Source organism: Qipengyuania nanhaisediminis, from assembly GCF_900115585.1.
GTDB classification, from domain to species: domain Bacteria; phylum Pseudomonadota; class Alphaproteobacteria; order Sphingomonadales; family Sphingomonadaceae; genus Qipengyuania; species Qipengyuania nanhaisediminis.
In genome coordinates this window covers 354,704-366,737 of sequence record NZ_FOWZ01000002.1, presented here as the reverse complement: position 1 = coordinate 366,737, position 12,034 = coordinate 354,704, and the positions used below count along the sequence as shown (strand labels likewise).

At 62.6% G+C, this 12,034-nt stretch carries 10 protein-coding genes; 5 read left to right on the top strand and 5 right to left on the bottom strand.

The annotated features are described in order from the left end of the window. A complete protein-coding gene (locus BM173_RS07355; RefSeq protein WP_090479407.1) occupies positions 1 to 1,899 on the top strand; it encodes an XrtA/PEP-CTERM system amidotransferase in 1,899 nt (632 codons plus the stop codon). On the opposite strand, the gene zapE is transcribed toward BM173_RS07355, so the two are convergent. Genes zapE through BM173_RS07340 form a run of 3 tightly spaced genes read right to left on the bottom strand, consistent with a single transcriptional unit; the run spans position 1,896 to position 4,262 of the window. Then, complete coding sequence (gene zapE, locus BM173_RS07350; protein ID WP_090479404.1) at positions 1,896 to 3,011, bottom strand: cell division protein ZapE; 1,116 nt, start codon at positions 3,009 to 3,011, stop codon at positions 1,896 to 1,898. The two genes, BM173_RS07355 and zapE, sit on opposite strands and share 4 nt — an antisense overlap. Beyond that, entirely contained in the window at positions 3,008 to 3,478 is a 471-nt protein-coding gene (locus tag BM173_RS07345) for a PaaI family thioesterase (RefSeq protein WP_177201838.1), read from the bottom strand. Before BM173_RS07345 ends, zapE begins: the two co-directional genes overlap by 4 nt. A 1-nt stretch (position 3,479) precedes the next feature. Continuing rightward, positions 3,480 to 4,262: a succinate dehydrogenase iron-sulfur subunit gene (locus tag BM173_RS07340; protein ID WP_090479401.1), complete on the bottom strand. Its 783-nt coding sequence runs from the start codon at positions 4,260 to 4,262 to the stop codon at positions 3,480 to 3,482. 121 nt (positions 4,263 to 4,383) lie between these two features. On the opposite strand from BM173_RS07340, the gene BM173_RS07335 reads away from it, so the two are divergent. Next, a complete protein-coding gene (locus tag BM173_RS07335; protein ID WP_177201837.1) occupies positions 4,384 to 5,037 on the top strand; it encodes an HAD family hydrolase in 654 nt (217 codons plus the stop codon). Here BM173_RS07335 and BM173_RS07330 read toward each other — a convergent pair. Continuing rightward, positions 5,015 to 6,187: a hypothetical protein gene (locus tag BM173_RS07330; RefSeq protein WP_143089597.1), complete on the bottom strand. Its 1,173-nt coding sequence runs from the start codon at positions 6,185 to 6,187 to the stop codon at positions 5,015 to 5,017. The two genes, BM173_RS07335 and BM173_RS07330, sit on opposite strands and share 23 nt — an antisense overlap. Before the next feature lie 82 nt (positions 6,188 to 6,269). On the opposite strand from BM173_RS07330, the gene BM173_RS07325 reads away from it, so the two are divergent. The 3 genes from BM173_RS07325 to BM173_RS07315 all read left to right on the top strand — a co-directional run bounded on the left by BM173_RS07325 (position 6,270) and on the right by BM173_RS07315 (position 9,056). Continuing rightward, positions 6,270 to 7,601 (top strand): lipopolysaccharide biosynthesis protein, encoded by a 1,332-nt coding sequence (locus BM173_RS07325; RefSeq protein WP_090479392.1) that lies wholly within the window; start codon positions 6,270 to 6,272, stop codon positions 7,599 to 7,601. Next, positions 7,598 to 8,353: a nucleotidyltransferase family protein gene (locus BM173_RS07320; protein ID WP_245755808.1), complete on the top strand. Its 756-nt coding sequence runs from the start codon at positions 7,598 to 7,600 to the stop codon at positions 8,351 to 8,353. Before BM173_RS07325 ends, BM173_RS07320 begins: the two co-directional genes overlap by 4 nt. Before the next feature lie 109 nt (positions 8,354 to 8,462). Then, entirely contained in the window at positions 8,463 to 9,056 is a 594-nt protein-coding gene (locus BM173_RS07315; RefSeq protein ID WP_342741972.1) for a class I SAM-dependent methyltransferase, read from the top strand. Positions 9,057 to 9,104: 48 nt separating this feature from the next. On the opposite strand, the gene BM173_RS07310 is transcribed toward BM173_RS07315, so the two are convergent. Next, positions 9,105 to 11,834, bottom strand: coding sequence for an Rne/Rng family ribonuclease (locus tag BM173_RS07310; RefSeq protein WP_090479383.1), 2,730 nt, complete (start codon positions 11,832 to 11,834; stop codon positions 9,105 to 9,107). Positions 11,835 to 12,034 lie beyond the last annotated feature (200 nt).

The window sequence follows — 12,034 nt, the reverse complement described above, 5'->3', positions numbered from 1 at the left end:
ATGTGCGGGATCGCGGGTATCTTCCATTACGAGACGGTGAAGCCGGTCGATCCAAAGCGGGTCGAGGCGATGACCCTTGCCCTGGCCCATCGGGGGCCGGACGGGGCGGGCGTATGGACTGCGCCCGGCGTAGGGTTGGGTCATCGACGGCTTTCGATCATCGATCTCGAAGGTTCGCCGCAGCCGATGCATTCGGCAGATGGCCGAGCGACCATCGTCTTCAACGGCGAGATCTATAACTACCGCACGCTGCGCCGCCAGCTTGCGCAGGACGGGGCCAAATTTCGCACCGAAGGCGACACCGAGACCATCCTCGCCGCGTGGCAGAAATGGGGGCCGGATTGCCTGTCGCGCCTTGATGGGATGTTCGTTTTCGCACTCTACGACCATGACCGGCGCCAGCTGTTTATCGCGCGCGACCGCCTGGGGGTAAAACCGCTCTATCTGGCGCAGCTTCCCGGAGGCGCACTCGGCTTTGCGAGCGAGTTGAAGGGCCTGATGGCACACCCGATGATGCGGCGGGAGATCGATCCGCTCGCGATCGAGGATTACATGACCTGGGGCTATGTCCCTGATCACCGCGCGATCCTGAAGAATGTCACCAAGCTGCCGGCAGGGCATTTCATGCTGCTCGACCATGGACGCCCCCTGCCTCAGCCCAAACAGTGGTGGGATGTGAGCTTCGAGGGGAGGGCGAAGGGCAAGACCGCCGACCGCTCTGCCGAATTGCTGCACCTGATGCGCGAAGGCGTAACCAGCCGCATGGTCGCAGACGTGCCGCTGGGCGCCTTCCTATCCGGTGGGGTGGACAGTTCTTCGGTCGTTGCCCTAATGAGCGAGGCGAGCAATCGCGCGGTGACGAGCTGCTCGATCGGCTTCGATGTCGAGAGCGTCGATGAAACGGCACACGCCCGGCAGGTGGCGGAGCTGTTCGCGACGGACCATCACGAGCGCATCGTATCGTCCGACCAGTTCGGCGAGATCGACCGCATCGCCTCGATCTTCGACGAGCCCTTTGCCGATGCCAGCGCCCTTCCGACCTTGCGGGTCTGCGAACTGGCGCGGGAGCACGTGACGGTTGCCCTGTCCGGCGACGGGGCGGACGAGGCCTTTGCAGGCTACCGCCGCCACCTCTTCCAGGTGAGGGAAGAACAGGCACGCGCGGTTCTGCCGGCAGGTCTTAGAGGCGCTGTATTCGGCGCGCTCGGCAAGGCGTGGCCCAAGGCGGACTGGGCGCCGCGCCCCCTGCGCGCGAAAACGACTTTGCTGTCCTTGGCCGAAAGCGGGGAAAGCGGATATGCGCGCGCCCTTGCGATCCTTTCACCGGAGCTGCGCGAAGGCCTTTACGGAGACGCGCTGCTCAAGGCGCGGGGTGATTACTGCGCCGAACAGCCCTTCGAACAGTTGATGCGCGATGCACCGGCGCGCTCCGGCCTCGACCGGGCGCAATATGCCGACCTCAAATTCTGGCTGCCCGGCGATATTCTTACGAAGACTGATCGCACCAGCATGGCAGTCGGCCTCGAAGCACGCGAGCCGCTGCTGGATCATCGCCTCGTCGAGTTCGGTGCCACACTACCGCAACGTGAGCGCATCCGTGGCAATGACGGCAAATGGCTGATGAAGCACACGATGGAGCGCTATCTCCCTCACGACATCCTTTATCGCAAGAAGCAGGGGTTCGTGACTCCGCTGGCGCAGTGGTTCCGCGGCCCGCTGGCCGACGAGGCGCGGCGTATCGCTTCGAGCAGCCTGCTGGTGGACAGCGGTTGGTTCCAGCGCAATGCGCTTGTCCGCCTCGCGGAAAACCATATCGAAGGGCGGTCCGACAACGGTCGCACCCTGTGGCAATTGCTGATGCTGGAGCGCTCGCTGCGCCACCTGCGGCCGAGCGCCTAACCCGCCAAGCCGTGGCCCCGCGCCATGTAATCCGCGCTCTGCATTTCCTTCAGGCGGCTGACGGTCCGCTCGAACTCGAACGATCCATCGCCAGATGTGTAGAGGTCTTCCGGCTCCGTGGCGGCGGTCGCGAACAGCTTAACGCTATTCTCGTAAAGCGCATCAATCAGCTTGGTGAAGCGTATCGCTTCGTTGCGGTTCTCCGGTGACAGGCGCGGGATGCCGACGATGATTACCGAGTGGTATGCATGCGCGATGGCAAGATAATCGGCAGCGCCACGATTCTCGCCGCAAAGGCGCTTGAAGCTGAACACGCCGACGCCCTTGAAGCTTTTGGGCACATGCAGGGTTCGCCCGCCGCCGAGGTCCAGTTCGCCGCTCGGCACGTGCTCTGCATCTTCGGGAGCGTAATCGGTGAGCCGGAAGAACGCTTCCCGGACCTGCGCTGTAGCGTCGTCGCCAAGGGGAGTATGCCAGGTGGCTAGATCGCCGAGGCGGTCGAGGCGATAGTCGGTCGGCCCGTTGAGTGGAACGACATCGAGCTCTGCCTGCACCAGATCGATGAACGGCAGGAAGAGGGAGCGGTTGAGACCGTCCTTGTAGAGGTCGCTCGGCGGGCGGTTCGAGGTTGTGACGATGGTCACGCCCTCGTCGCAAACCAGGGCGGTGAAGAGGCGCGCCATGATCGCCGCGTCCGCGGTGTTATTGACCACCATCTCGTCGAACGCGAGGCAACGGACGTCGTTAGCGATCCGGGCGGCCACAGGCGCGATGGGATTGCCCGCTTCCTTGGCCCGCTCGTCGCGGATCATGCGGTCCACCTCGAGCATGAACTCGTGGAAATGGACGCGCCGCTTTTCCGCGATCGAAAGGCTTTCCACGAAAAGGTCCATCAGCATCGACTTGCCGCGTCCGACGCCGCCCCACATGTAGACGCCTTGCGGCCGCGTTTTCTTTGCCTGGAACAGTCGCGAGAGGAGACCGCCGGGTTCGTCGGCCTCAAGGTCTTTCTGTAGCCTGTCGAGCCGCTGGGCAGCGCGCCTCTGGTCCTGATCCGGCTGCAATTCGCCTGCCGCCACCAGGCGTTCGTAGCGGGCGAGCATTCCGGTCATTGGGAGAGGGGGCGCGGGCGCATCTTCTTCACGATGCCGGAGAAGGCGCAGATGACATCCTCTTCCTGCACGACTGAACCCCGTACGAACACGAGACTGCCGGTCTCGCGAACGATCTCGCACACCGCGTCCAGCGGCCTTTTCGGATCGCCACCGCCGACAAATTGCGTCGACAGTTCAAGCGTGACCGAAGGGCCTGCATTGCCTGTCCCGATCGTATGCATGGTCGTGAACAGGGAGATGTCGATCAGGGACAGCGAGACCGCCCCGTGAATGATGCCCTGCAAATTCTCGTGCCGGCGTTCCGGGAACATCCGGAGGCGAGACCGCCCGTCTTCGTCGACGCGCGTGATGAGCTTGCCCATCACGGCGCCGTTGAAAAGGGTCTGGTCTTTCAGGTTCCAGTGCCGCCAACCCGGATTTTCCGGATCGGGGCCATGTTCGAATACGGTGTCGGGCAGCACCACGTCAGATAGCGCGTTCGGCCATCATCTTCTTGGTTTCCGCGATTGCCTTTGCCGGGCTGAGACCCTTGGGGCAGACATTCGCGCAGTTCATGATCGTGTGGCAGCGATACAGGCGGAATGGATCTTCCAGCTGGTCCAGGCGCTCGCCGGTCATTTCATCGCGGCTGTCTGCGAGCCAGCGATAGGCCTGCAGGAGGATGGCGGGGCCAAGGAACTTGTCCGAATTCCACCAATAGCTGGGGCAGGCGGTCGAGCAGCAGGCGCACAAGATGCATTCGTACAGGCCGTCGAGTTGTTCGCGCTGTTCGGGGGTCTGGAGCCGTTCCTTGCCGCTGGGCGTCGGGCTGACGGTCTGCAGCCAGGGACGGATCGAGGCATATTGTGCGTAGAAGTGCGTGAAATCGGGTACCAGGTCCTTCACCACTTCCATGTGCGGAAGCGGCGTAATGCGGATTTCGCCTTTCAGATCGTCAATCGCCGTGGTGCAGGCGAGGCCGTTCTTGCCGTTGAGGTTCATCGAGCAGGAACCGCAAATGCCTTCACGGCAGGAGCGACGGAAAGTGAGCGTGGGATCGATCTCGTTCTTGATCTTGAACAGGGCGTCGAGGACCATCGGGCCACATTCGTCGAGATCGATCTCGAACGTGTCGTAGCGCGGGTTTTCGCCGCTGTCGGGATCGTAGCGATAGATCTTGAATTTCTTTACCCGCGTCCCGCCGTCTGCCGTATGCGCACGGCCCTTGCCGCTGATCTTGGAGTTCTTGGGGAGGGTAAACGTAGCCATTTTCAAGCGATCCTGTTGCTTTACGCAACCCATCTAGCGGTTCGTGCGAGTGGCGCAAGGCCCGGAACGGCCAATTTTCAGCGGACTTGCGTGCAAAACACGCACATGGCAGCGCATCGAAGTGCACATCGCGATTTACGACCTCGACCGGACCTTGACCCGCCGTCCGACCTTCACCCCGTTTCTCGCCTTCGCGGCGCGGCGGCATGCGCCTTGGCGACTTGGCCTCTTGCCCGTCTGGGTCATAGCCATGATCGGTTACCGGATGGGTATCTACTCGCGCACTGCGCTCAAGCGGTTCGGGATGAAGCTGATGCTCGGCAATGTCCGGCTCGACCGGTTGGAGGAACTCGGCGATGACTATGCCGGGGCACGCATAGAGCATCCGGGCCTGATGCCGGCAGTCATGAAACTGGTCGAAGAAGACCGCAATTCCGGCGCCAGAATCATGGTGGCGACGGCTGCGTTCGGTTTCTACGCCCAGTCCTTTGCCACCCGTCTAGGGTTCGAGGATTTGATCGCAACACGCTGGGACGGCTCGCAAATTCCGGGCGGGAACTGTTATGGCGAGGTGAAGAAGGACCGCGTCCTCGCATGGTTTGCCGAACAGGCCATTGACCGGGATGCGGCGCATGTGCGGTTTCTCAGCGATAGCTTCGCCGACGCGCCCCTGCTCGACTGGGCGGACGAGCCCTTGTTCGTCACCGCTTCGCCGGCGGAGGCGGCGAAGGCGAGGGCACGTGGCTGGCAGGTTATCGACCCGCTTGCTCCTTGACGGCGTCGGCAATCGCGTCTGCCGCGCGCTCGCTGGCCGGCCGATCGCCGAGGTCGATGGTATAGGAAAATAACTCGACCTGCTTGTCGCGATATTCGGATGCGATGCGCTCGTAATCGGGCAAGAGGGCCGCAAGATCGGCGGTGGTTTGGACGACGGGGCCGGCGTCCCAGAACAGGTGCCATTCGTCGTCTTCCTCCAGCTTCTCGCGGCGGCTGTCGTAGAAGAACGCGGCGCGCGGTCGGGCGAGGAACTCGTAAATCTGGCTCGACACGTCACCGATATAGCCATCGGCAGCGAGCGTGTAGCTCATGTCGAACAGGCGCGGTGAATTGACGTCGATTAGGACGTTTTCGGCTTCGAGTGCCACTTCCGGCACATCCGGACGCTTGCGCGCAATCTTGTACTCGGGCGAGACGTGGAGCTCTTTCTTGAAGAGCATGACGTGCGGCGCAAAGATGAGGTTGAAGTCTTTCCCTGCATCGCTCGCGAACCATCTCAACAGCTCCGGTCCCTCGTCGTACCAGCTGGACAGGTTCGGGTCGAAGTGCGGGTTGTAGACGAAGGTCGGATTGTCGTTGTCGAAGAAGCTTGGCTTGGCATCGAGGTCGATGCCTTCGAACTTGGGATAGCCGACGATGACGAGCCGTTCGCGCGAGACGCCGTGGGCGACAAGCTGGTCGACGACCTTTGGACCGGCAACGAAGCTGCGGTCGAAGCGCGTGTAATCGGGATGGTAGGCCACGCTGCGATCCCCGGCGCCGTGCGGCACCTTCGCAAAATAGGGCATGCTGTCTTCCGGAAGGTGCTTCTTCAGCCGCAGGCAGGTCCGCTCCGTCGAGATGATCATGTTCGCGCTCGAAAACAGCGCAATGTTGGCGCGCAGGCGCATCAACCGGCTTGCAGGAAGCACGCGGTCTAAAATCGTAGCGACAGCCCTGCGCCAGCCGGGCAATTTCAGTTCTTCCCAGCGGATCAGCTGAGCCGAGGCGGGCTCGATCAGTTCCTCCAGGCGGCTGCGTATCTCGGGCGTCGCATAGGCAACGACCGTCTCGATATCGGGATGCAATCTGGCCGTCGCGGCGGCGATACCGGCAAGGTGAGCAACCTGGTGACCTGCGTCGTGATTGAAAAGGAAAATGGCCCGCATGGCAGGCGCCATAGTGCGGGCGGTGGGTAGTCGCAAACCATGCAATTGCGCCGCAAGGACAATTCGTTCAAAGGTCCGCGCCATGCAGCCGGCTTCAGAACCCGCAAAAAGACGAGACGGGTTGTCCAATATCCTGCGCAACCTGGCCTGGATTCTCGGTGGCAAGGGGTTCGGCGCGGTCTGCAGCTTTTTTTATCTCGCCATCCTTGCCCGTTCGCTTGGACTGAAGGATTTCGGCCACTTCTCCCTGATCTTCGGTACCGCGCAGGCGCTGGTGGCTGTCGCCGGTTTCCAGACCTGGCAGACCCTGGTGCGGTTCGGCGCGCAGCCCGTTCTCGAAGAAGACCATCCCCGGTTCGGTCGCCTGATCTGGTTCTGCACTTCTGCGGATGTCCTCGGAGCGATCACGGGCTGCGTGATCGCGGCCTTGCTGTATTTCGGGTTCGCCGAAATACTCGAGCTGAACCCCGAATATGTGACGATGGGCTTCCTGTTCGCCTGCGCCCTGATGTGGTCGCGCCTGACCACGCCGAGCGGCATCGTCCGGGTTCTCGGGCGTTTCGACGTGGGCATGTATATCGAAGCGGTCGTTCCCACCGGCCGCCTAATCGCCAGCGGCATCATCCTCTGGACGGGCGCGAGCGTGGGGAAGTTCCTTTTCGCTTGGGCATTCTTCGACCTGCTATCCGCCGCATTGTACTGGATCGCGGCAAGGCGCCTTGCCCCGCAAGCGTTCCATCGCAGGCACTTCGGACATTGGAACCAGATGCTGCGCGAGAACGAGGGGGTACGGAGCTTTTTCGGCGTGACCTACGTTGCAACGACGCTCGACGCGGCCGTGCGGCAGGGTCCGCTCCTTGCCGTCGGTTACTTCCTCGGGACGTCGGCTGCGGGTCTATACCGGCTTGCAGACCAGCTGGCCCAGGGGGTGAAGCAGTTCGCCGTCCTCATCGCGCGCGCCGTCCTGCCGGAATTCGCTATTTCATCCATGGCTGACGAGGCCCATCGCTTTGAGGGACTTGTGAGGAAGGTCACCCGGATTGCTGCCCTGGCGGGAGTAACCGTGCTTGTGCTGGCGGTGTTCCTCGGTGAACCGCTGCTCGTCCTTATCGGCGGTTCCGACTATGCGCGCGGAGCGGTGGTGCTCATTCCGCTGGCCGTCGGTGCCGCGTTCGAATTGGCCAGCGTATCCTACGAACCGATGCTCTATTCCACCGGCCATGCGAAGTACGCCCTGCGCGTTCGCGTGCTGGCCCTTGCGGTGCTGGTCGGCGCAATCCTTGCGTTCGTGTCGTCGGGCCCGGTCGGGGTCGGATGGGCGGTGGCGCTCGCTATGAGCATTTTCTACCTCGCCATGAGCGCGACCGTGTGGGTCATTCTCCGCCAGCTTCGCAGGAAGGCAGCTGCGGCGTGACCTGGTCAGCATTGATCCTCGCGGGCACGCGGCCGGGCGGGGACCCGCTGGCCGGAACCGAAGGAAAGCCGCACAAGGCGCTGATCGAGCTCGAGGGCACAGCGCTGCTTGAGCGCGTATCGGGCGCGTTGCGAGAAGCAGGGGCGGACCGCATAGCGGTATCGTGCGATCACCCGGATGTCGTTGCCCTGGCTCGCTCGCTCGATCTGGAGGTTCTCCCTACCGGGCAGGGGCCGAGCGAAAGCACGGCGATCGCATTTGCAGAGCTGGGTGCTCCGCTGCTGGTGACCACCGCGGACCATGGCCTGCTGAAGCCCGAATGGGTCAGGCACATCGTCGAAAGCACACCGCGAGCGGCAGACCTGTCGATCATGCTGGCAGAGCGTGGTGATATCGAAGCGGCCTTGCCCGGTTCGAAGCGGACCTACCTTCGCCTGGCGGACGGGGCGTGGTCCGGGTGCAACCTGTTCTACCTCCAGCACGAAGGGGCAGGGCGGGCCATCGAAAGCTGGAAAGCTGTCGAGGCCGACCGCAAGCGCCCGTGGCGTATCGTTCGGCGTCTGGGTGTTTCCACGCTCGTCAAATATGCGCTCGGCCGCTTGTCGATGGCGCAGGCTATCGAAATGCTAGGCCTGCGGATGGGGGTGCGGGCAAGTCTCGTGAAAGCACCTGACGGCCTTGCCGCAGTCGATGTCGACAAGCCGCAAGACCTCAACGATATCCGCGAGTTACTCCACGAGGGACGCGCTTAGACGCCAAAAGCGGTTTTCACCGCCATTTTTTCAGGCATAGTGCGGTCAAAACGTGGGGAGAGAGCGTTTGGGCTTGCGCAGTCTTTACGACCGGCATGTCATGCCGAGGATGATTACCCTTGCCTGCGGGCAGAAGGGAATCGAGGACAGGCGCAGGCAGGTAATTCCGCTCGCCGAAGGCCACATTTTTGAACTGGGGTGCGGCGGCGGCCTCAACCAGCCGCTTTATGATCCCGACCGCGTGGAAAGCTTCGCGGGCATCGACCCGAACGAGAAACTGCTCGCAAATGCTCGAGACAGGGCGCGCGAGCGTGGCTGGAATGCAGATATTCGTGAGGGCGTCGGGGAAGATATTCCGTTTGCAGACAGCACGTTCGATACGGCGGTGTACACTTACACGCTTTGCAGCGTCGAAGATCCCGCAAAAGTGCTGGGAGAATTACGCAGGATATTGAAGCCGGGAGGGCGGCTGCTCTTCCTCGAGCATGGGCGGGCGCCCGATGCAACGGTTGCCAAGTGGCAGGACCGGATCGAGCCGGTCTGGAAGCCGCTGGCTGGCGGATGCCATCTAACGCGACCGATCGGCTCTGCCCTGCGCGGCGCAGGCTTTGAAGTGGAGCCGCTGGGCCAGGCCTATCTCGACCATGCGCCCAAGGTGATGGGTTGGATGGAATGGGGCGTGGCCCGCCGGGCCGGGGTCTGAAAGAAAACCGCCCACCTGACAGGAGCCAGGCGGGCGGTTAGCTACAAATTATTCGCCGAAAGTGCGTTGCCACCAGCCGCGCTTGGGCTTGCCGCCTTCGTCGGATGACTGGTCGTCCTGCTTCGCTGTCGCCTCGGCAGTTTCGGGAGTGCTTTCGGGACCGGCGACGACGGGCATGTCTTCCTTGACCTGCTCGGCTACGTCTTCGGTCACCTTCTTCTTGCGCGTACGCTTGGGCTTGGGCTTCTCTTCAGCCTCCGCAGCGGCTTCCGCAGGTTCTGCCGGAGCCTCGTCTGCCTTCTTCTTGCGCGTGCGCTTGGGCTTCGGCTTTTCCTCGGCAGCATTGTCGCTGGAGGTTTCCTCCGCAGCCTTGTCGTCGGCCTTTTTCTTGCGCGTACGTTTGGGCTTCTCGGCAGGAGCTTCCTCGGCAACGGCCTCGGTGTCTTCTGCTGCCTTCTTCTTGCGCGGGGCCCGCTTCTTCTTGGGCTTTTCCTCTTCGGCGGCCTGCTCGGCAGTTTCCGGAGCGTCCTCCGGACCGGCGACGACCGCCATGTCCTCGGCCATCTGTTCCGAAACCTGTTCGAGCTTCTCGGCGTCCTCAGCCGTTACCTCGTCAGACTTGCCGCCACGACCGCGACCACCGCGCCGGCGTCCGCCGCGACGGCGGCGCTTCTTCGGCTTGTCGCCACCCTCGTCGTCTTCGGAATGCGCTTCGTTATCGCTATCCTCGTCGGACTCGTCTTCGTTGTTGCCGTCCGAATCCTGCTCGCGGTTCCGGTTGCGGCCGCGTCCACCCCGGCGACGACGGCGCTTCTTGCGCGGACGGTCATCGTCCTCGTCTTCGTCCGAGGTGTCGACGAACTCTTCTTCATCGTCGTCCTCGTCATCAACGATAGTGTCGAATTTCGGCGCGTCCTTCGGCTTGGGGCCGTGGCTCGACACCGTCATCTTCGCGCCTTCGTCTTCGCCTTCCGGCACGACTTCGGCGATGACGCCGTAACGCTGTTCGATCTCGATCAGGTCGTTGCGCTTTTCGTTGAGGAGGTAAACGGCGGCCTCGGTGCTGGCAGCAAGGCGGATGCGCGATCCCTTACCCTTGGCCGCTTCCTCTTCGATCAGGCGCAGCGCCGAAAGACCGGCAGAGCTGGCGGTGCGGACGAGGCCGGTACCGTCGCAGTGCGGGCATTCTCGCGTGGTCGCTTCGAGCACGCCGGTACGCAGGCGCTGGCGGCTCATTTCCATGAGGCCGAAGCTGGAGATGCGACCCACCTGGATACGCGCACGGTCACTCTTGAGCGCATCCTTCATGGCGCGCTCGACCTTGCGGGTGTTGGAATGGTGCTCCTGGTCGATAAAGTCGATCACGACCAGGCCGGCCATGTCGCGCAGGCGCAGCTGGCGGGCGATTTCCTTGGCCGCTTCCAGGTTCGTGTGGAGCGCCGTCTGCTCGATGTTGTGCTCCTTGGTGGAGCGGCCCGAGTTGATGTCGATCGAAACCAGGGCTTCGGTCGGATTGATGACGAGATAGCCGCCGCTCTTCAGCTGGACGACCGGATCGTACATCGCCTTCAGCTGGTCTTCCGCGCCATAGCGCTGGAACAGCGGCACCGGGTCGACATATTGCTTAACCCGCCGCGCATGGCTGGGCATCAGCATTTTCATAAAGGCCTTGGCGGATTTGTATCCTTCCTCGCCTTCGACCACGACCTCTTCGATCTCGCGATTGTAGATGTCGCGGATGGCGCGCTTGATCAGGTCGCTGTCCGAATGGATCAGGGCGGGCGCCGCAGAAGACAGCGTCTTCTCGCGAATTTCGTCCCACAGGCGGGCGAGGTAATCGAAGTCGCGCTTGATTTCGGTCTTGGTGCGCGAAAGGCCGGCGGTGCGAACGATCAGGCCCATGGTCTTGGGCAGGTTCAGATCACCGACGATCTGCTTCAGGCGCTTTCGGTCGCTGGCAGAGTTGATCTTGCGCGAAATGCCGCCGCCGTGGCTGCTGTTCGGCATAAGAACCGTGTAACGGCCGGCGAGGCTGAGATAGGTGGTGAGGGCAGCGCCCTTGTTGCCGCGCTCTTCCTTGACGACCTGGACGAGCAGCACCTGGCGGCGCTGGATGACGTCCTGGATCTTGTATTTCCGACGAAGGGCCATGCGCTTGGCGCGGGCTTCATCCACTTCCTTCGCGCGGCTGCGACCTTTGCCCTGGCGGCGGCCACGACCACGCCGCGAGCGGGACTTGGACTTCGAGCCGTCGTCCTCGCTCTCTTCATCGTCGTCGCTATCGTCCGAATCGTCATCGTCTTCGCCGTCGAGATGGCCTTCCTCGATCGTGGCGACCTTGTCCTTGTCGGACGTGTCCACTTCTTCGAGGCCGTCTTCGGCGAGGTCTTCCGCAAGCGCTTCGGAGCTTTCATCCTCGGCGTCGTATTCTTCGCCGGGAAGTTCGCCGCGCTCTTCCTCTTCGGCGCGGAGGCGCTGTTCTTCCTCGGCAGCTTCCGCTTCGGCGGCGAGCAGCGCGGCGCGGTCTTCCTTGGGAATCTGGTAATAGTCTGGATGGATTTCGCTGAAGGCGAGGAAGCCGTGACGGTTGCCGCCGAAGTCGACGAATGCCGCCTGCAACGAGGGTTCGACCCTCGTAACCTTGGCTAGATAGATATTTCCTTTGATCTGCTTCTTGTCGGCAGATTCGAAATCGAATTCCTCAATCCGGTTTCCCTTGAGGACTGCCACCCGGGTTTCTTCCTGGTGGCGCGCGTCGATGAGCATGCGCGTTGCCATTAATTATTCTCCATGCGCGGCGGGGCGGGGCGAGCCCGTCCTTCCTGCTGCGCGATTGTGTGTGAAATCCGCGTCCCATGCGTGGAATCGCGGCATTAGCGGTCCGGTTCAGAACACTGCGATCGTCTGTCCGGATATTCGTGTCTGCATCCGACGCACTGCGCAAAATCTGCGCCCCTGCATCCGTCGCGGCAGCCGTC